The sequence below is a fragment of the Vibrio sp. ZF57 genome (genome assembly GCF_001691235.1).
Taxonomy (GTDB): Bacteria; Pseudomonadota; Gammaproteobacteria; order Enterobacterales; family Vibrionaceae; genus Vibrio; species Vibrio crassostreae_C.
This window is the reverse complement of record NZ_MAKD01000117.1, coordinates 39,635-59,381: the sequence shown is the minus strand read 5'-3', so window position 1 is coordinate 59,381 and position 19,747 is coordinate 39,635. Positions and strand designations below refer to the sequence as shown.

Sequence of the window (19,747 nt, the reverse complement as noted above, 5' to 3'; positions counted from 1 at the left end):
GGGAGCCCTAGACAATATCAAGGCTACTGAAAAGATCGTACAGCTGGTGAGATTTATAGGGTTTAGGTAAGTAGGCGTTCATACCAGCTTCAAAACAATCTTTGATGTCTTCTTCTAGAACACTGGCGGTTAAAGCTATGATGGGTAATGGTGTGACTTGTTGATCGGCTTCCCACTGACGTATCGCACGAGTCGCCGTTATGCCATCCATAACAGGCATCATGCAGTCCATTAAGACTGCATCAAACTGAGCACCCTGGGTGATGACATCCACCGCTTCTTGGCCATTACTGGCAATCAAATATTCATAACCCGCTTGCTCAAGGAAGAAGCTCGCTATTTTTTGATTCATCAGATTGTCTTCAACGATCAAAATGCGTCGATTCAGAGAGCGAACTTCTTCATCTTTTGCTTCCACTTGAGGCGTTTGCTCTTCGCCCACATCGAGAGATTGTAAGCTGGTTAAGAAACGTCGGCCCAAGAATGGCAAGGTATGAGTCGAGTGGACCGTTTCTCTGATTAGGTTGGTTTTAAATAGGTGATGCTGACAAACGATGACGCGAGCAAGAGGATATATCACCTTCAACGTCGCAAGATCTTTTTCCATAGAGTGGTGCAAGGTATGACAATAAAGTATGAAGTCACTTTCTTTTACACTTTCACTAAGGGCAGCAATGGATGACACCACATTGGCTCGAACATTCAAACGCTCACACTCTTTAACGAGCTGATCGAGGTAATTGAAAGAGTTCGAGATGATGGTCGCTCGGCTCAGGTTATCGAAAGTTTGAACAGGCGCTTCTACAACATCGACATACAAACAAAAAGTGAATGTAGAGCCCTCTCCTTTCACTGAACGCGCGGTAATGTAACCACCCATCAAATCAACAAGCTGTCGACAAATCGCAAGCCCTAACCCCGTACCGCCAAATTGACGGGTAATGCTGCCATCTTCTTGAGTGAAAGGTTCAAATATGGACTCTAACTTCTCGGGCTCAATCCCAATCCCGGTATCAGACACGCTGCATTCAAGCTTGCCCCTGCCCATAGACATAGGTGTATAAGCAATGTCAGTTGTAATTGTGCCCTTAGACGTAAATTTGATGGCATTAGAAAGCAGATTGGTCAGCACCTGTCTCACGCGGTACTCATCGAAAAACAGTTGTGACGGCGTTTGATAATCGATATTGATGTCGAGCTCAATATCCTTACTTATCGCTTTCGACTGAATCACACTCACAGAGTCATAAACCGCTTCTCGCAAATCAGCATTGTGTGGTGACAACATCAAGTTACCCGACTCGATTTTAGACAGGTCGAGTATGTCATTCAGCAGCACCAGTAAAGAGTGAGAGGACGATTCGATATCCCCCAGTACTTCTTGTTGATTTGGGCTCAGTTGGCTTTGAGATAAGATCTCAGCCATGCCAATGATCCCGTTAAGTGGCGTGCGTATTTCATGTGACATATTTGCTAAGAATGCGCTTTTGGCTTTGTTAGCCGAAATCGCGTCTTCTTTTGCTGTTATCAACTCTTTGTTGTGCAGATAGTTGCGTTCCATCACTCGATTTAGGGTTTCAGTGAACTCGGCAAGCTCATCGTTCCCTTGGATACGAATCACCTTTGGCTGGCCGTAGCTATCAGCGCATTCCGACACACCTTTCAAGATAATCGACAGGTTTCTGTTTAAGCGCAGAGATGTCGCAACCCCAAGCCACATCAAAACACCAGAAGCGATGAGTATAAGCAACGTCATGACCAAGGTTTGCCTTTTCTGCAACGCGATATTCTTGGTCAGTTCAAACTGTATTTGATTGGTGTAAGCGCCAATCGCGTTTGAAATAGCCCGTTTTTTAACCTCTAAGCTTTTCAAGTGTTGATATATTTCGGGTGATGAAAAGTCCCCTTTGAGGATTCGAGATATAAATTTGTCTTGAAAATCATCTTTGGCGACCGCGTTTAGCAGTTGCCTAATTTCAGGTGAACGAGTATCAGAGCGGAAAAATGTATCAAGCAACTGTTGCTGCCTCTCTAGCGCACCTACATAGCTCAATAAATATTGATTTCTTAGCTCGGGCGAGCGATACAAACTGAAGCTTAACCACGCTTCTCTCTGAGTCCAAAACACATAATGCGTAAGATTGATAAACATCGCTTCCGCTTGACCAATATTGCCATCGACTAAAGCCATGCGATATTCGGACAGCTCCATCAGCACGTCTTTTAACAAGTCGAAAGCGCGCTCTGTCAATTTTCTGCTGTCTGTCGTTTCAGGTGTACTAGCTAGGATCATCAACAACTTTTTCAATTCAGCTAACTGAGGGTCAATACTCCAATTGCTGTCGAACCGTTGAAGTCGCATTCCATACTGAGTCAGTCTATCCAGTTCTGATTGCAGTGTTAAAAGCAACTGACCTTTCTCAGGGGAATCATTAGACAGCACCAACCATCGATAAGCATCACTTGAAACCGTATTAAAAAATTGAAGCGCTTCGACCTTAATACGCGTTGTTTCAAGGTGATTCATCTTCTCATCGTTCTTAAGCACTTCATTCACTGTAAACCCGAACATAATGAGTACAGAAACCGTGGAAAGAAAAATAAGACGCCATCTAATTGACATGTTTATCATTTTTATAACGACTCCCTTCCCGAAAGTAATTTACCTAACCCAAATTAAGAATAGGACATTAACAGAGGGTTATTGATCAAATTGGATATGAACAAACGATACTCTGAGCCCAGAACGAAAAATTAAAGCCAACTGGTATCCAGAAAAGTGCTTTAAAGCGGAAAGGCGTGCTTTTATTAAGACTGGTTTAAACAAGCGAGGTTTCAGTGAGCAAAAGGTAAACAAAAGACGTTTTCTCCAGTTATTATCACCGGCATAACAAGTACACATCCACATTCTGCGGCTCAACTAGACTGTGAATAATGACTCTGCGTGCTAACAAAGTGGATAGTTAGGTTAAAATTGTGACATCCAATCGTTTGCGTGATGCACTTTTCACACTCAAGCTAGGCTTATTCAAAGGTCAAACATCAATACTCGTTAATTCCCTTATTTATCGTTTACTGTTTACGTGTAACTTGAGTTAGCGATCACACCTTTAATGTTCAATATGACCTGTATTACATATTATCCTTTGAATTGAGTATTTTTTGACGAAAAATAAGTGCTACAGATTATTAAAGTCAATAGTCTTTATCGACGTTCAAATCTTGATTTATGGCTAATATAAAGCCAATTTGCAGATATTTTGTCTGCATTTATTTTTCCTAGCAGAATAACCCGTCGTACCTTACAATCCTGCCACATAAAAATTACAAGTTACACACAAGGTATATCAGCACATTTAAGTGGCAATAAAGACCACAGACTGATGCCTCAAATCCCCTATGCTGATTGGCTTCCCTACAACCGCCATGAATGCAGAAACTTAACGTGAAAGGTCCCGAGTAAAGATGAGTCCCGAAAAGCACCTCCTAGATTGGCAAACTAGTCAAACCATTGCTGAATCCATCGCTCCAACTTTAGGTCAGTTATACCGTCAAAAAGGCGTAGAAGTTATCCTCTTTGGTAAGACCTTAGTTAACGCGACAACTATCGACATCATCAAAGCTCACCGCATCGCAAAACGTTACACTGGTTCTCCTCTTACAGCAGAACAGACTCAACCTATCATTCAACACCTTCTCTCTATGGACTTATCTCCATGTCGTATTGATGTTGGTCGCCTTGCGCATTCATTCTGGCAAGATCGCGAAGACACACATGGGTTGGATGATTTCCTACAAACTGCACTTATCGAATCGCTTGAAGGCGATGCAATGACAGAACCTCGTGACGTTGTATTGTACGGTTTTGGTCGTATTGGCCGACTGCTAACTCGTCTGTTGATCGAGAAAAGTGGCCCGGGTTACCCACTGCGTTTACGTGCAATCGTTGTACGCGGCGGCAAAGATGGCGACCTAGAAAAACGTGCAAGCCTGCTTCGTCGTGACTCTGTACACGGCCAATTCAACGGCAGCATTGTTGTAGACCAAGAACGCAAAGCGATCATCGTTAACGGTAACTTCATCCAAGTTATCTACGCAAACAAACCAGAAGAAGTGGATTACACGGCTTACGGTGTTGAAAATGCACTTGTGGTTGATAACACAGGCGTATGGCGTGACGCGGAAGGCCTGAGCCAACACGTTGCGTGTAACGGTGCGAAGAAAGTGCTACTGACTGCACCTGGTAAAGGCGACATCAAGAACGTGGTATTTGGTGTGAATGAAAATGTTATTCAGCCAGAAGACACCATCATCTCTGCAGCAAGCTGTACTACTAACGCAATCACGCCAGTATTGAAAGCGGTTCACGACAAGTTTGGCGTGCTGTCTGGTCACATCGAAACGGTGCACTCATTTACCAATGATCAAAACCTAATCGATAACTTCCACTCGGGTGATCGTCGTGGTCGTGCTGCATCATTGAACATGGTACTGACATCGACTGGCGCTGCTAAAGCAGTATCAAAAGCGATGCCGGAAATGGAAGGTAAGCTAACAGGTAATGCGATTCGCGTTCCTACGCCAAACGTTTCAATGGCAGTTGCGAACCTAAACCTTGAGAAAGGCACAAACAAAGAAGAGTTGAACGAGTACCTGCGTGAAATGGCGCTGTCTTCTGCTTTGTCTGCACAAATTGATTACACAGACTCGACTGAGATTGTATCTACCGACTTGGTTGGCTCTCGTCACCCAGGTGTGGTTGACGGTGTGGCGACTATCGCACAAGACAACCGTGCCGTGCTGTACATTTGGTACGATAACGAGTTTGGCTACAGCTGCCAAGTTGTTCACTGTATGGAACAGATGATGGGTGTACGCTACAAGACATACCCAGAAGTTTAATTAACTTCGCTCTTGTAGATACGTCCATCGCAACAAGCTCCACAACATAATAACTATATCTGCGAAGTCTGTATGGACTTCGCAACCCCTTTTGTTTTACTCCCCCGTATAAACAAGAGGGTTGCCACTTAGATCTGCTCTCTCTAACTGATCTAGGTGGCCTTTTTACATCTAGCGCCCTAACTTTTATCGCTATAATAAGATCTTGTCTTCATCACTCTTGCACAGCTTTACGTCTGTTATAACTCAACCTCAACATCTGACTGAATCGAGCTTGAACATGCAAGCACGTAGCCCTGTTCAATCTGCTCTGGCGTCAATGTTTCTTGGCTGCTTGATTCCACAGATCCTTTGGTCACTTTGCATTTACACGAACCACAAATCCCACTACGACAAGCGATAATAATTGGAACGCCTGCTTTTTCTAATGAATCCGCCAATGGTGTGCCAGTTTCCGCTTCAACTTCAGCGCCGAACGCAGGCACAAATACCTTAACAGCACTATTCGTATCGTCAGCAATTTCGGCGTTTGACGCTTCTGATTGAGCATCCTGAGTAGCAGGAGTAAAGCTTTCTTGATAGAAGTTATCCATGTTGAACTCAAGCTCTTTCAGATAACTCTCAATATCTTGCATGAAGCCGACAGGCCCACACAGGTAAACCGTTCTATCTAAGATATCTGGGCTCAGTTTCACCAACCAGTTTTTATCTAAACGACCTTGAGGGGCGGTTGTTCCTTCGTTGTCTTTTAACAGCAGTTTTAAGTTGAAATTCGCATGTGATTCATCGAGCTGATGAAGTTCTTGAAAGTAGATAGTCTCAAGCTTGTTGCGTGCCATGTGGACGAAATCAATCTCAATGTCACTGTCACTGTCACTGTCACTGTCTTGAGACAGCCAATATTTTACCATCGCCATTACGGGTGTAATGCCACAGCCCGCACTCACTAGCGTTACTTTCTTTGTTGCCGTTGGCATGCAATCAATACAGTTAAACGAGCCTGCCGGCTTCAACACAGAAACCTCGTCACCTTCATCAAGCTCATCAACAATAAAGTTCGAAACCAAGCCACCTTCCACACGCTTGACCGTCAACTTCAGGCGGTTATCTTCGGGGCAAGAAGCCACGGAATAAGCACGGTAATCCGTTTTCGTCGGCATATCTAAACCCAAGGTGATGAACTGACCGGGCTTAAAATTGAAATGTAAATCTTGTGGAATACTGCCAAGCTCAAAGCTGACCGTATCTGGCGTCTCGTGCCATTTCTTTAAACACACTAAATTGATTGAATCGCTATCCGACCATGCATACATAGTTCACACACCTCACTGATACTAAAGAATTAAATCTAAAAAGCCCCGCCGCTGCACGTTCCTAGAGAACAGCAACAACGGGGCTTGGGAGTGGGCTTAGATTAAGCCGCTAAGATTGTTTTAAGATCTTGCTCTGGCGTTGAGATAGAACGCATATCGAACTCGTCTTGAATAATCTTTAGTAGGTTTTCAGTTAGGAATGCAGGCGCTGTTGGGCCTGTGTAGATACCTTTCACACCCAGTGCGAACAGAGTAAGCAGGATAACGATCGCTTTTTGCTCGAACCAAGAAAGAACAAGTGTTAGTGGTAGTTCGTTGATGCCACAATCAAACTCTTGAGACAGCGCAAGAGCAAGCTGAATCGCTGAGTATGCATCGTTACATTGGCCAACATCGAGCAGACGTGGAATACCGTTAATGTCGCCGAATTGGTTTTTGTTGAAACGGAATTTACCACATGCCAATGTCAGGATTACTGAATCTTCTGGCGCTTGAGCTGTGAAATCTGTGTAGTAGCTACGTTCAGATTTGTCGCCGTCACAACCACCCACTAGGAAGAAGTGTTTGATGTTGCCTTCTTTCACTTGTTCAACAACCGCAGGCGCTGCTTCCATCAAGGCGTTACGACCAAAACCGACAGTGATCATTTGCTCGATCTCGTCATGCTTAAAGCCTTCTTGCGCAAGAGCACAATCGATCACTGCACTGAAATCGTCACCTTCAAGGTGAGCAACACCCGGCCAGCCTACGATGCTACGCGTAAATAGGCGGTCAGCGTACGAGCCCACATCTGGGTTAAGCAGACAGTTAGATGTCATTACGATCGCACCTGGGAAGTTCGCAAATTCTTTTTGCTGGTTCTGCCAAGCGCTGCCGTAGTTACCCGCAAGGTGTGGGTACTTGTTTAGTTCAGGGTAGCCGTGTGCAGGTAGCATCTCACCGTTGGTGTAAACGTTAATGCCCTTGCCTTCCGTTTGTTGAAGGATCTTTTCTAGATCATGCAGGTCGTGACCAGAAACAAGGATACAGTGACCTCGCTTCGTCTTCACATTCACGGTTGTTGGTTGAGGGTGACCGAAGGTATCTGTCTCGCCTTTATCCAACATTTCCATGACCTTGTAGTTCATTAAGCCGATCTGCATAGACGTATCTAACAGTTGTTTTAGGTCTGATGGATCTGTACCTAGGAACGCCATGATTTCATGGTATTCAGCGAAAATAGCATTATCAGTTTGACCAAGAACACGTGCGTGCTCCATGTAAGCTGCTGCACCTTTTAGACCGTATAGGCAAAGAAGGCGAAGACCAATCACATCTTCGTGTTGAGAGTCGTGACCACGGTTTACCGCCGCTTGAGGGGCAAGCGCCAATAGCTCTGAAGAGTCCGTTGGAAGGTCGAATTGAGCAGCAGCAGAAAGCGCTGGGATCTCAAAACCAATCAATGTCGCTGCCGCGCGAACCTGTTGCTCTAAACGCTGCTTGAATTCATGGGACTGTTGTGCGAATTCGATGATACGAGCAGGGTCGAAGTTAACGTTGGTTAGTGTTGCGAAAAACGCTTTTGGCGCCCACTCGTCGATTTCAGTATCAATAACATCACACGCACGGCCCAAATTGGCCCAAAAAGAAACACCTTGAAGAGAATGCACCAACACGTCTTGAAGGTCGGATACTTCCGAAGTTTTACCACACATACCTTGTGCGAAAGAACAGCCTTTTACGGTTGGGGTTTGAATTGTTTGTTCACATTGAATACAGAACATATAAGGGCTCCAGTAATTTTTATTAACTGTAAGTACTTTGCTTACAGTGACTTATTCCAACCCCTATAGAGCATCAAGCGTGCCAACTTTTAACATATTGATTTTATTAAACTTAGTTTTATTCCATGTTTTTAGTGCGTGATTATGACTACATATAAACTCCCTAACAGCACACATCCGTGTCATAGTGACTCTCAGAGATTTATTAACGGCGTTCATGTTTCGTTCAGAATAGAAGCGATAAAGTAACAACATAGAAAAAGAGGAATGAATATGAAAAATATATTAGTTACGATTGTTGCATTGTTTACTGGCCTTTTGGCGTTATTCACAAGCTTGATCCTTGCTATTCCTTTAGCTATTGCAGCTTTAATTACTGGCAAGCGCATTCAGAATCAAATGAAGAAACAAGGTTTCGCAGCTCATATGAACACTCGTCAGTCATCAACCAATGATGCCGGTGTTATTGAAGGTGAATACGAAGACCTTTCAAGCAAAAAGTAACCTAAACTTTAGTTTCAGACATAGTGAAAGCACAACAGAGACAAGATTACATAATGCAAAGAAAGCCCCTCCTAGCACTGCTGGCCTTAACGACTTTAAGTCTCGTTGGTTGTTCCAACGAGACACCGATACCCGCTTACGAAACATCTCCAGACTTGCCTAGCTATCAGCAAGACAGCTTTGATGCCTACGTCAATGACACACAAGATTGGTTATTGAAAAACCGCGTGTTCATGACGGAAGACAAGCAACTCGAGATCCAACTCAATTCACCAACCGAGTATCAACCAACCTCGCCAAACGGCAAGGCGGTATTATTGGTTCATGGATTAGGCGACTCACCTTACTCATTTAAAGACATCGCTACCCATTTGGCAGAGCAAGGTTACTTAGTGAGAACCGTATTACTTCCGGGTCACGGCAGTCGCGTGGGTGATTTAATGCAGCCGAGCCTAGAAGATTGGCAAGGTGTGGTGGCTCATCATACGAAGTTACTTGAGCAAGAGTATGATTCTGTTTGGCTAGGCGGCTATTCAACCGGCGCGAACCTCGTGACTTCACAGGCGATGAACGATCCAAAGATCTCTGGGTTACTGCTGTTCTCACCTGCGTTTCAACCGAGCTCGTCTGCCGTTCAATACGCGGGACTAGCAAGCTACTTTGTCACTTGGGCGGATCAAGATCCTGAAGACAATGTGTTGCGTTACAACTCGTTGCCAATGAATGGTGCATCGGTTTACTACGAGACATCAGAAGTCGTACGTGGTGACTTACAAGATAAACACTTCGATAAACCAGTTTTTATTATGATGAGTGAAGGCGACAGCGTGATTGACACCAACTACGTTCAGCAAGCCTTTACTGAATCTATGCCGAATCCAAACAATGTGTTGGTTTGGCAAGGAGAGACGACTCTCGAGGATCCTCGCGCTGTTCAGTACAGCATGAAGATCCCAGAGCAACGCATCTCGAACGGCTCTCACATGGGCTTACTGTTCTCACCAAACAACCCTTATTACGGAATCAATGGTAGCGAGAAGATTTGCTCCAATGGTCAGGCAGAAGGGTTTGAAGAACAATGCAATGCAACCAGTGAGGTTTGGTACTCAGCTTGGGGCTATCGTGAAGAAGGGAAGAACCATGCGCGTTTGACCTACAACCCCTACTTCTCAGACTCGATGGCGAAGCTAGATGCCGTACTGAACTCTGAAGGCTAATAAGCTCAAGTCTTCCAAAAGCTAATCCAGAGAAATCAAAAAGGCTCACTAGATAACGTCTAGTGAGCCTTTTTTAATGAGTGTCGTTTCTGGTGAACGTCTAGGGTCTGTTGACCTTTAGAGCTGATTTTTGCAGCACTTTGTGGGAAATTTCTACAAGGCAGAGGCTTTGAAGTGTAGCTAGCCTACATAAGAAGCCGATAACGCAGTAGAAATGAACCACAAAGGCTGCCCGAAGGGTTCGGCTAGAATCGTTTTATGCTTTGTTAAGAAGTATTAACTTAGAATGACTAGGCTACATACTCCTTGCCGCGCCTAAAACGATTCTATCTCGAACAAAATTTAACCACTAAAAGTTAACAGACCCTAGTTACTTATTCTTATCGTTTACTGCTATATCGTCCACACCACGCGAACAGCAAGCAGGATCAGCACCACGCCAGATAGTCGATCAATCAACTGAGCTTTCGAGCGAATACGTTCAACAATCAACGGGCTAGACAGTACCAAGGTGATAAAGGTGTACCAAAGGCCGTCGACAATCAGCGGCGTTGAGACAATAATCACTTGATTGGTCAGTTCATTACCTAGCGCTACAAATTGGCTAAACAGAGCGATGAAGAACAATGCGATCTTTGGGCTCAAGATAGAGATCAAGAAAGCCTCACGAGCAGACTGCATGTAACTCATCTTTTCACCCGCTTCTAATTTCGCGGCAACACCACCTTTCGAACGTAACGCATTAACGCCAAGATAAAGCAGATAAGCAGCCCCCGCTAAGCTAATACCTTTAAATAACATTGGGGATTGCTCAAGCACAACGGCTAAACCAACAATGGTTGCGAACGCATAAATACCGATACCAGCAGCGTGTGACCAAGCTGCGATAAGCCCGTTCATACGGCCACCAGCCAAACTGTGTTTAGCGATCATCGCCAAGCTTGGGCCCGGAGACATTGCACCCAACAAGCAAATCGCTAATAAAGAAAACCAAATTGTTACTGTCATCATTCCATTCCTAATAAAATAAAGCGTTCCAGCTGAACGCTCTACGCTTAATACTCAATACTTGGCACTTACCATAATTCGCAGGAGGTATTATTTGAAATCAAAGATTATCATCACACCTATGATTTCAAGTCATACTGATATTGTAACTCGACTTTTGCATGGCTTGGAATGCTTTTTCTCGCGCCCATTTGTGGGCAGAGTCGTTGTCATATTTAGGATGCCACATTAACCAATAGGTATGCATTTCCGTATCAAATGGCAACGAAAAGTAAGTAGTATCGAGGTGTCGACCTAGGTTATAGGCGATATGTTCTGGCACGATCATCAGATAGTCGTCTTGCAATAACACAGTACCAGCAGATGAAAAGAACGGAACCTGTAAAGCCACTCTTCGCTTCAGCCCTTGCTTCTTCAATGCTATGTCCGCGTAACTGTCTTTATCTCCACCACCCGTCACTTTGATGTGAGAGTAGTGAACAATATCTTCTGCACTCAAAACCGCTTGTTGAGCCAGCGGGTGCGACTTTCGCATCAAACACACCGACTTATCTTCACCAAGTTTGATACTTGAGACATGTTCTGGCTTTGTGGGAAACATACTGGAAGCCAAATGAATCCCAGACTCGTTCAGTGCTTCAAGGTAGTTTGGCTGCCACAATCGATAAGCCAGATTAATGTTCGGCGCTTCAGCAGACACCTCTGCCACAATCACAGGAAGAATATACTGAGCGACATAATCACTCGAAGACAACACCAATTCACCCTGCCAGTCTTGCGGCTCGAAGGGTTTATCATCTAACAGGTGGTCAAACTCGCCAAGCAGGTCGTCGAGTTTACCTTTGAGTAGCAATGCACGGTTGGTCGGCACCAGTTTGTTGCCGTCACGGACCAGCAAAGGGTCGCCACACAAATCACGTAACTGGCTGAGCTGACGGCTCACCGCGGATTGTGTGATATGCAAACGTTGGGCGGCACGGCTCACATGACACTCTTCAAGAAGTACATGCAGTGAACGCAGTAGGTTTAAGTTGATATTGCCTAACATGAATGCACCGTCGCATTCTGTTTGTTGAAAAACTCGGTCAAAACCGTATGAGTCATTAAGTGGCGAAGATCCGGGTAACTTTGCAGCTGATCGCGAACTCGGTTCAAGCTCTCCATGCTTTCCACTTCCACGTACAACATCATATCTGTCTCACCGCTAATAGAGTGGCACCATTGCACCTCATCAATACTCTGGATTTGTTTCGCGTAAGACTCACAACTATGGTCACTACTCGACATGTCGAACTTCAACAAGATATAAGCGCACACATTCTTCGTTTGGTTGGGTTCTGCCACTTGAGCGCAGTAGCCCGTAATCACTTTGTCGCTTTCCAGTTTCTTGATTCTGGCGTTCACCGCTGAACGCGAGAGGCTGACATCTCGGGCGATATCGCTCACTGAGCATCGTGCATTGGTTTTGAGAATATCCAAAATCTGGCGATCAAATTTATCCATGCTTCTGATTCTTTTCATTTATTGTTCTATTTATAACGCCTAATTTGACACAACTTTCCTACTTATAACAGCCATTCTGACAGCCGACACTTTCACACTGAATCGGATTAATACCGTTAAAATGACGGTGTCTTACGACGTTTCGCTAGCTGTATTATTGATGTCAACAATGTATGCTCTCAATCATAACTTCTCACACACCAGAAGAAAGTTACTGGAAGACCGTGACCAGAATCAAATAGCTAGGAGAGCGAATGACACAACTCAAACAAGAAATCACGCTTATTTCAGGAATCGGACAACTCTCGACGACCTTGCTAGGCACTGGATTATTTATGATCCCTGCGATCGCAGCAGGCATTGCAGGACAGTTGTCTCTTCTCGCTTGGTTAATCCTGTTTATCGCTATTTGCCCGATTGCACTGACCTTCGCATCATTAGGAAAACGCTACCCGAATGCAGGTGGTACTGCCTATTTTGCGCGCCAGGCGTTTAGCGAGCGATTAGAAACAAGCGTGGCGTGGTTGTTTGTGAGTGTTATTCCTGTCGGTATTCCAGCGGCCATTGCACTGGCTGGTGGTTTTGCTCAACAATTGTTACCCGCACCTCTCGATACACCACTTGGTGCTCAATCCTTTACCGTCGCCCTGCTTATTGCCGTCAATTTGATGGGCAGTAAATCTTCTGGCCGACTGCAAACCGTGATCGCATTGTCGATTTTTGCCTTAGTCAGCGCTTTTGTTTGGAAAGCCGACATCACGGCAACCGATGTTGCTCTTCCTGCCATCTCATCCAATTCAATGTGGTCTATCGGCGCTGCTTTAGCTGTCATGTTTTGGTGCTTTGTCGGAATAGAAGCTTTTGCTCACATGGGAGAGGAATTCAAAAATCCACAACGTGACTTCCCAATCGCCATCATTGCAGGCTGTTTTGTTGCGGGGCTAGTGTACTGGGCTTGTTCAGTAGTGATTCTTAAGCTGGGTGCTTTCGGTTCATCTGAATTCGATGCCGCATCCATCCCTTGGGTAACAGAACAACTGTTTGGTAATGGCTTCAAAACCGTCATCAGCGTGCTGGGGTTCTTTGCTTGCTTTGCCAGCCTAAACCTTTACACACAAAGCCTGTCTCGGATGATCTGGGCTCAGGCCCGCCAACACAGCCCTGCAAGTCGAATGGCTCAACTGAACAGCCGCGGCGTACCGCTCTACCCAACGTTAGCAATTGGCTTTGTCGTGCTTATTTCGTGTGTGATTGGTGAGCTGTCTAATTTAGACCTTGAGTTCTTTCTCAAGCTCGCCAACGGTATTTTTGTTCTGGTTTATCTGCTCGCAATGTTAGCCGCTTGCCGATTACTAACAGGCGCATCTAGATACACTGCCATGCTTTCATTGGTCATCTGTACCTTGGTGTTTATCTGTTTAAGTTGGTCGATGCTCTATGCTGTGACTGTTTTTGTGACATTGTCACTCCCTTGGCGGAAGTGGCTAGGTAAAGGTAAACCCACCGTCTCTATCGACAAGTTGTAACTCGATTCGTGATGAATCAGAAAATGGTAAACAAGCCCTACCAATATTACTGATAAAAAAGCCGAGCGATCTGTTTGATCTTCGGCTTTATGTCAGCCAATCGGATATTTCCAAACCCCAACACCACCCCACTCCAATCACGAGCATCACTTGATCCATATTCATAAAAATCAAACGGACGAATGATGATATTTTCAAGCTCAGCTCTATGACTCCATTCAGTCTCAGATATACCTTGATACCACTTCACGGTCACATGTAGCCCTGCCGCCTGACTGATCACTTCAAGATCACCGTTAAACTCGCTTTCAATCGCTTCTATCATCGCTTCATACTTGAGTTTGTATGACCGACGCATCTTTCTAATATGACGCAGCAAGTCGCCTTCTCGAACAAAATCCGCCAAAGCTTCCTGTGTGTGGGACGCCGTGTCTCCAGTAAGCGCGTCTTTGATCTCAAGACACTTCGCCACCAGACTTTCTGGTACCACTAAGTACCCTAATCGAAGGCCATTGAACATAACCTTACTCAGAGAGCCGACATAGATGATGCGATCATCGAACCCCAACTTTCCCGCCAACCCTTGCATGCAGGTATAAGGGCGATGAGCAAACTGGAACTCACTGTCATAGTCATCTTCAATGATCCATGACTGATGTTGATTGGCCCAATCGATCAGTTTAAGGCGCTGCTCAGTATTTAAAGTCGTGCCCATTGGGTATTGGTTACTCGGTGTGACATACAGAGCCTTAGCATTACTGGCCAACACTTTCTCAATATCCAACCCCACCTTTTCACGCACACTTACACCTTCTAACTCTAGTCTCAACAGATCGATAATTTTATGTACTTGTCGATAACCGGGTTCCTCCACGAGGATTTTGTCGCCCATCGCTAACGTTGCCATTAATCCGATTGAGATGGCTTGCTGCGCACCTGCGGTGATGATGATTCTGTCGGCATTACAATGAACGGAACGACTGCTTGCAAGATACCCACTCAACGCTTCCCTCAAGGCTGAGCTTCCCTGAACCTCTTGATTGCCCGCAATGTTCTGACGTGTAGAGTGACGTTGCAGCAACCTCTGCCATTTCGCAAAAGGGAACGCATCTAAGTCAGGAACTCCTGGGGCAAAGCTGCGGTTAATGTCGTTAGGTGTCGCTATGTTTGTACTCGGTTTACTGACTGTTTGTTTGACCTTCGGATCCTGAACACTGTTTGGCTTAGACAAACTTAGAAAGTGTTCTGGTTGTTCAACCGAGACATAAAACCCTGAGCCTTGCTTACTCTCGATATAGCCTTCAGTAACCAGTTGTTCGTACGCATAAATCACCGTATTTCGACTCACCGATAACTCGACAGCCAACTTACGTGTTGAAGGTAACTTACTGCCCTTGCTCCATAAATCTTGAACGATCTTCTCTCTTATCGCGTGGAACAAGGCGGTTTGACGCGTGCCGTGTTGTTCGTCTAACTGTAGATCACCGACATCGATAGGCTGCATAACTGGATCCAAATAGTGTTTAAAAGTGGCTCTATTTAATAGACCAGTTAATCGCTACATTAATCAAAAGGCAATGATTAAGGAGCGATTATGTTATCTAACACGAAAAGAACCACGATTAAAAAAGGGGCTCACAAAGCCGTATTTGAACAAGAGAAACTGCACCAAATTATTGATGAGAGCTTAATCGCACACATTGCATTGCAGGGCGAACAAGGACCAATGGTCATCCCGATGCTCGCGTGGCGAGTGGGTGATATAGTCTACATTCATGGAGCTAAAAACAGTCGCCTACTAAAAGGACTAAAAAAGGGAGAACCAACCTGTTTAACGTTCACCTTGTTCGATGGTTGGGTGCTGGCTCGTTCGGCATTTCATCATAGTGCGCATTATCGTTCTGCTGTGGTATTGGGGTCATTTTCAGTCATCGATGACAATCAAGAAAAGGATCGCTTGTTGAATATCTTTATTGAGCAAATCGCACCGGGCAGAACCGATGAAGTGAGGCTCAGTAATGAAAAAGAACTCACTGCGACCGAGTTGTTGGCGATACCTTTAACAGAAGCTTCCGTGAAGATTGGTAAACATGGAGTGAATGATGATAAAGCCGATATGGACATTCCAGTATGGGCTGGCGTATTGCCCTATAGAACTGTTGTTGGGCCGTTAGAAACCGTTCCAGAACAAGAAGGCATCATTGAAACACCAGATTACCAACAAGCTTATGGTGAACGCTGGTATCAGAATTAACACTCGAAGATGGTGAACTTGATAAAATTGTATACAATCTGAATTACAAAAATTTAACATGACTCAATAATGTAATCAGACGATGAAAACGAACAAGGATATTCTGCCGTTTCAAGGCTTGCTCAATGGCATTGGGCAAGTCTATTTCACACCGTCTATCATGACGTCGACTTTGCTGTTGCTTGCCATTTCTATTGAGTCACTGGCGCTGGCTTTTCTTACCTTACTTGGCGCCAGTTGCAGCTATGCATTAGCTTTCTATGGCTATATGTACACCAACACCAACACCAACACCAACACCAACAAGTCAGTTGACGACATTGATAGTGGAATGTACGCGCTAAATGGCGCTTTGATTGGTTTATTTATCGGTAACTTTTTTGGTGTGACACCATTATTGGCTTTAGTGACTGCGTTAGGTGCATTACTCACGGTGCCGATTGCCCACATCGTATTCAGTTTTGAGAAATATCGCGGTTACACTAGCGCCTTTATCCTCACCACTTGGCTGATTTATATTATCCAATCAACCTTTGAGCTGTCAGCGTTTTCTGCACCTGATTCCGCACTGATGCCACTCATCAGTATTGAGGCTAACTCGTGGTTCAACCTGCCGACAGTGGTGATCCCGTTGTTAAAAGGGATAAGCCAAGTCAGCTTCATCGAAAATGCGTTGTCGGGGCTCGTTATCTTAGTCGCCATCGCACTCAACAATATCAAGCATGCCATTTGGGTTATGCTCGCAGTAATAATTAGCACCGTATTTAGCGGGTTGATTGGCGCTTCTAACGAACTGGTAGCCCAAGGTCTTTACGGGTACAACGCCATTCTTGCCACTTTAGCACTTGTGCCCTATCCGCGAATCCGTTGGCCGTTAATCCTATTCGGCATGCTGTTAAGCTGTCTCATCACACTTGGTTTTCATGAACTGTCACTGTTACCACTCACCGCCCCTTTCATTTTGAGTACTTGGGGGATGGTTTACTTGTCCAGCCTGATCCATAAACGAACCATAAGTTAGCTCTGAATAGTTACAGGCCAGTTTTTAGGCGCTCAACATATTGCTTGGGTGTCAAACCTCGATGTTTCTTAAACATCCGATTAAAGCTCGCGACATTGGTATAGCCGAGCCTCGTCGCGACTTTATCTATTGGCACTGAATACATCAACAACTCCACCGCCACATTACTTAACGCATAGCCCATAATGGTAGAAAAGTTGATGCCTAAGTTATGCAATCGACGTTGAAATTGCTGTTCAGATAACCCAAGCAAACTCGACACTTTATGCAGTGTTGGCAGGCCGAAATGGCGACTGTAATTGATCATCTCATAGGTCACCTTATGCTCATCCGCGGCATCAGGCATGTTGAGGTAATTATCTAAGTCATGAAAGTTCATTGCCAAGCTCATCTTGCCGCTAGAAGGGGCTTGATTGCTCGATAACCTCGACTGGCTTGGTATCCAGATTTCAGTTCGTGGCTGGCCCCACTGAATATTGCACCCAAAATACTCTTGATAGAGTTGAGTGTTCTCGCGATAACCTGCGATAGAGACGGCTGCGGGAGTAAAGTCGTCTCCCAAGTAACGCCTTAATATCTTCATCATAAAGATGGCAACTCGAATTGAGTCATGAACTTTACCCACCTCAGTATAAGCAGGATTGTCGTAGCACCATTTGATGAAATTACCGACTTGAGCGCCATATAGAAAAGCCCCGGACTGCAAACAGTGCAACCCGATGTTAACTCGGCGTATAGACGACGCCAGATCGTGCCCCGAGAAAAACCAGTTAGAGAGAGGACCTAGCCTTTCAATATCCACTCTATCAGCCAGCTTCAAGATAATATCGGAATCACCGGTTTGTTGTTCAAGTAAGCCATACCATTTGTCCACTTCACTTACGGGGATAAGGTTCATCGGGTTATTAAACACCGATTTAGGAATACCTAATTGCTCAGTATTCACAGCCTTATTAGTCGTTGCGTATTGGTAAATACCCAAAATACCCAATGCTCTTAAGAAGTTACAATTGTTCATTAGCCACCATACTTAGAAGTCACTATTACAGATCAAATCATAATGACATCATTATTAAAGTAATTGGTAAATTATCAACTTCTAAATCTGATATCAATAACACTCGGTGCTCAATTTAACCTAGGGTATATCAATGAGTTTAGTTAGTGTCCCATTTGTCGGAACCGGCGCAGATACCGCACTACACGTAGTTGCAGGCGTAGTGTTAGTCGCAACCATCGCTGCTGCATGTTACGGCTTCTGGCGTGTGCATGAATTACCAATCAACAAGGCTCACAGTAAAGAGCATCAACAACTCGGTTTGATCACCGCATTAACATGGATTGGTTTTGTATGGCACTGGGTATGGGTACTAGCAGTAATTTTGGCCTTCGTTGATATGGAAAAAGCCATCATCAATCTAAGAGACACATGGAAGTCACCGACCACAACCAAGGAGCAAACAACTTCCGACAAGCAAGATGAGGAGAGCCAAACATGTTAGAAGGCTTGGCAATTTGGGCACTGTTCATTTACTTACTCAGACTTGTTGGTATGCCTTGGAACAAAGGCACCAAGGCGTTTGCGTACCTAGGGGGTACATCTTGGTTGCTGTTTGTATGGGTTGGCCTACTCAATTTTACTCCGATGGATCTATCGGGAGGCTCAGTGGTTCAGTCTCCACATATTCAGCTGCGTCCCGATTCAACTAATGTGTCGGGAAAAACTTCCAAAGTCCACATCGACCCAAACCAGGATGTGACTGAAGGACAGCTAATTTACGAAATTGATGACACTAAATATGTCATCGCAAGAGACAAAGCCAGCGTTCAACTTGAGTCTGCAGAGGTCGCTTTAGACACAGCTCGTCAAGAAGTGAGCATTGCAAAAGTCAGCTATCAATCGGCGCTTGAAGACATCAAAGCTTCAGTCGCACAAATAGATTCGGCTAAAACAGACTTAGTACTGCAGTCAAAGACGCTTGATCGTTACCAGAAGCAAAACAAAGTGGTAGAACATACGATCACTGAAACTGACATCGACCAACAAACAGCAAAGGTAGACTTAGCGACGTATAACGTTACGACATTGGAATCTCAGCTTAGCAAGAAAGAAGTCGATGCCGAGAATGCGAAGTTGAACATCCACAAAGCTGAAACCAATGTGAGCAAGAAGCAAACTGAGGTCGATTCAGCAAAGGCAACACTGGCACAAGCACAATGGGACTTGAACAGCACCAAAGTCACGGCACCGACTGACGGCTTTGTAACGAACTTTATTCTTCGTGAAGGTCAGCGTGTTTCAATGATGCCTCGTATCCAGATGTATACCGAAGAGAAGTACGTGCTGATGCGAGTTAACCACCAAGCGATTCGTAATATTAAGGTCGGTCAACCTGCGGAATTTGCGACAGCGGTATACCCAGGAAAAGTGTTCTCTGCAACCGTAGAAGGCATTGTAGAAGCCACTGGTGAAGCGCAAGCAAGTTTGCTGGGTATCGATGAGCAGGTTCGTGTTACCACAGGCAAAAACCTTCAGAACAAGCACCACTTTGTTCGTTTAAAAATTGATGAGGCAGAGGGTTACGATATTCCTGTTGGCTCTGTCGGATTAGCGTGGGTAAGCGGTGAGAAGCCTATCAGCTTTATGGCGTTCCTAGACGTAATACGCGGGATCATCATTAGAATGAAGTCTCAACTGTACTTCTTCTACTCCATCTAATACTTCCTATTGGTGAA

16 protein-coding genes are annotated in these 19,747 nt (G+C 44.8%); 8 read left to right on the top strand and 8 right to left on the bottom strand.

Translation table 11 applies throughout. From position 1 onward, the window contains the following. Positions 1 to 7: 7 nt before the first annotated feature. Complete coding sequence (locus tag A6D97_RS18650; protein ID WP_065585008.1) at positions 8 to 2,572, bottom strand: ATP-binding protein; 2,565 nt, start codon at positions 2,570 to 2,572, stop codon at positions 8 to 10. An 893-nt stretch (positions 2,573 to 3,465) separates the two neighbouring features. On the opposite strand from A6D97_RS18650, the gene A6D97_RS18645 reads away from it, so the two are divergent. Then, a complete protein-coding gene (locus A6D97_RS18645; RefSeq protein ID WP_017068649.1) occupies positions 3,466 to 4,902 on the top strand; it encodes a glyceraldehyde-3-phosphate dehydrogenase in 1,437 nt (478 codons plus the stop codon). Positions 4,903 to 5,141: 239 nt separating this feature from the next. On the opposite strand, the gene A6D97_RS18640 is transcribed toward A6D97_RS18645, so the two are convergent. Together A6D97_RS18640 and hcp are read right to left on the bottom strand one after the other, a co-directional pair. Continuing rightward, positions 5,142 to 6,215 carry a hybrid-cluster NAD(P)-dependent oxidoreductase gene (locus A6D97_RS18640; RefSeq protein ID WP_065585007.1) on the bottom strand — a complete coding sequence of 358 codons (1,074 nt, stop codon included), beginning with the start codon at positions 6,213 to 6,215 and terminating at the stop codon, positions 5,142 to 5,144. 101 nt (positions 6,216 to 6,316) lie between these two features. Then, positions 6,317 to 7,978 (bottom strand): hydroxylamine reductase, encoded by a 1,662-nt coding sequence (gene hcp / locus A6D97_RS18635; protein WP_017068651.1) that lies wholly within the window; start codon positions 7,976 to 7,978, stop codon positions 6,317 to 6,319. Positions 7,979 to 8,251: 273 nt separating this feature from the next. Between hcp and A6D97_RS18630 the strand changes: the two genes are divergently transcribed. Both A6D97_RS18630 and A6D97_RS18625 read left to right on the top strand, forming a co-directional pair. After that, entirely contained in the window at positions 8,252 to 8,482 is a 231-nt protein-coding gene (locus tag A6D97_RS18630) for a hypothetical protein (protein WP_017061777.1), read from the top strand. A 53-nt stretch (positions 8,483 to 8,535) separates the two neighbouring features. Beyond that, positions 8,536 to 9,699: an alpha/beta fold hydrolase gene (locus A6D97_RS18625; protein ID WP_017061778.1), complete on the top strand. Its 1,164-nt coding sequence runs from the start codon at positions 8,536 to 8,538 to the stop codon at positions 9,697 to 9,699. Positions 9,700 to 10,092: 393 nt separating this feature from the next. Here A6D97_RS18625 and A6D97_RS18620 read toward each other — a convergent pair whose 3' ends face one another. The 3 genes from A6D97_RS18620 to A6D97_RS18610 all read right to left on the bottom strand — a co-directional run bounded on the left by A6D97_RS18620 (position 10,093) and on the right by A6D97_RS18610 (position 12,210). Continuing rightward, the gene (locus tag A6D97_RS18620; protein WP_017061779.1) at positions 10,093 to 10,707 is read right to left on the bottom strand and encodes a LysE family translocator; all 615 of its coding nucleotides are present in this window, start codon (positions 10,705 to 10,707) and stop codon (positions 10,093 to 10,095) included. A gap of 127 nt (positions 10,708 to 10,834) precedes the next feature. After that, complete coding sequence (locus A6D97_RS18615) at positions 10,835 to 11,755, bottom strand: LysR family transcriptional regulator (RefSeq protein WP_017061780.1); 921 nt, start codon at positions 11,753 to 11,755, stop codon at positions 10,835 to 10,837. Beyond that, positions 11,749 to 12,210 (bottom strand): Lrp/AsnC family transcriptional regulator, encoded by a 462-nt coding sequence (locus A6D97_RS18610; RefSeq protein ID WP_017061781.1) that lies wholly within the window; start codon positions 12,208 to 12,210, stop codon positions 11,749 to 11,751. The genes A6D97_RS18615 and A6D97_RS18610 overlap by 7 nt, the downstream gene beginning before the upstream one ends. Before the next feature lie 254 nt (positions 12,211 to 12,464). On the opposite strand from A6D97_RS18610, the gene yjeH reads away from it, so the two are divergent. Continuing rightward, positions 12,465 to 13,736 carry an L-methionine/branched-chain amino acid transporter gene (yjeH, locus tag A6D97_RS18605; protein ID WP_065585006.1) on the top strand — a complete coding sequence of 424 codons (1,272 nt, stop codon included), beginning with the start codon at positions 12,465 to 12,467 and terminating at the stop codon, positions 13,734 to 13,736. Positions 13,737 to 13,782: 46 nt separating this feature from the next. Here the strand turns inward: yjeH and A6D97_RS18600 are convergent, their stop codons facing one another. After that, positions 13,783 to 15,240 (bottom strand): PLP-dependent aminotransferase family protein, encoded by a 1,458-nt coding sequence (locus A6D97_RS18600; RefSeq protein ID WP_065585005.1) that lies wholly within the window; start codon positions 15,238 to 15,240, stop codon positions 13,783 to 13,785. 90 nt (positions 15,241 to 15,330) lie between these two features. Here A6D97_RS18600 and A6D97_RS18595 point away from each other — a divergent pair, with 90 nt between their 5' ends. Further along, positions 15,331 to 15,990, top strand: coding sequence for a pyridoxamine 5'-phosphate oxidase family protein (locus A6D97_RS18595; protein ID WP_017061784.1), 660 nt, complete (start codon positions 15,331 to 15,333; stop codon positions 15,988 to 15,990). 82 nt (positions 15,991 to 16,072) lie between these two features. Then, entirely contained in the window at positions 16,073 to 17,011 is a 939-nt protein-coding gene (locus A6D97_RS18590) for an urea transporter (protein ID WP_065585004.1), read from the top strand. 10 nt (positions 17,012 to 17,021) lie between these two features. Here the strand turns inward: A6D97_RS18590 and A6D97_RS18585 are convergent, their stop codons facing one another. Further along, entirely contained in the window at positions 17,022 to 18,029 is a 1,008-nt protein-coding gene (locus A6D97_RS18585; RefSeq protein ID WP_017061786.1) for an AraC family transcriptional regulator, read from the bottom strand. Between the two features lie 133 nt (positions 18,030 to 18,162). Here A6D97_RS18585 and A6D97_RS18580 point away from each other — a divergent pair, with 133 nt between their 5' ends. Then, on the top strand, positions 18,163 to 18,513 hold the full coding sequence (locus tag A6D97_RS18580) for an MFS transporter (RefSeq protein ID WP_017066493.1): 351 nt from the start codon (positions 18,163 to 18,165) through the stop codon (positions 18,511 to 18,513). Beyond that, the gene (locus tag A6D97_RS18575) at positions 18,507 to 19,730 is read left to right on the top strand and encodes a biotin/lipoyl-binding protein (RefSeq protein ID WP_017066494.1); all 1,224 of its coding nucleotides are present in this window, start codon (positions 18,507 to 18,509) and stop codon (positions 19,728 to 19,730) included. The genes A6D97_RS18580 and A6D97_RS18575 overlap by 7 nt, the downstream gene beginning before the upstream one ends. Positions 19,731 to 19,747 lie beyond the last annotated feature (17 nt).

Coding starts and splice junctions, on each gene's coding strand:
- A6D97_RS18650 (WP_065585008.1), bottom strand. CDS start 2,572: ATGTTCGGGTTTACAGTGAATGAAGTGCTTAAGAACGATGAGAAGATG.
- A6D97_RS18645 (WP_017068649.1), top strand. CDS start 3,466: ATGAGTCCCGAAAAGCACCTCCTAGATTGGCAAACTAGTCAAACCATT.
- A6D97_RS18640 (WP_065585007.1), bottom strand. CDS start 6,215: ATGTATGCATGGTCGGATAGCGATTCAATCAATTTAGTGTGTTTAAAG.
- hcp (WP_017068651.1), bottom strand. CDS start 7,978: ATGTTCTGTATTCAATGTGAACAAACAATTCAAACCCCAACCGTAAAA.
- A6D97_RS18630 (WP_017061777.1), top strand. CDS start 8,252: ATGAAAAATATATTAGTTACGATTGTTGCATTGTTTACTGGCCTTTTG.
- A6D97_RS18625 (WP_017061778.1), top strand. CDS start 8,536: ATGCAAAGAAAGCCCCTCCTAGCACTGCTGGCCTTAACGACTTTAAGT.
- A6D97_RS18620 (WP_017061779.1), bottom strand. CDS start 10,707: ATGACAGTAACAATTTGGTTTTCTTTATTAGCGATTTGCTTGTTGGGT.
- A6D97_RS18615 (WP_017061780.1), bottom strand. CDS start 11,755: ATGTTAGGCAATATCAACTTAAACCTACTGCGTTCACTGCATGTACTT.
- A6D97_RS18610 (WP_017061781.1), bottom strand. CDS start 12,210: ATGGATAAATTTGATCGCCAGATTTTGGATATTCTCAAAACCAATGCA.
- yjeH (WP_065585006.1), top strand. CDS start 12,465: ATGACACAACTCAAACAAGAAATCACGCTTATTTCAGGAATCGGACAA.
- A6D97_RS18600 (WP_065585005.1), bottom strand. CDS start 15,240: ATGCAGCCTATCGATGTCGGTGATCTACAGTTAGACGAACAACACGGC.
- A6D97_RS18595 (WP_017061784.1), top strand. CDS start 15,331: ATGTTATCTAACACGAAAAGAACCACGATTAAAAAAGGGGCTCACAAA.
- A6D97_RS18590 (WP_065585004.1), top strand. CDS start 16,073: ATGAAAACGAACAAGGATATTCTGCCGTTTCAAGGCTTGCTCAATGGC.
- A6D97_RS18585 (WP_017061786.1), bottom strand. CDS start 18,029: ATGAACAATTGTAACTTCTTAAGAGCATTGGGTATTTTGGGTATTTAC.
- A6D97_RS18580 (WP_017066493.1), top strand. CDS start 18,163: ATGAGTTTAGTTAGTGTCCCATTTGTCGGAACCGGCGCAGATACCGCA.
- A6D97_RS18575 (WP_017066494.1), top strand. CDS start 18,507: ATGTTAGAAGGCTTGGCAATTTGGGCACTGTTCATTTACTTACTCAGA.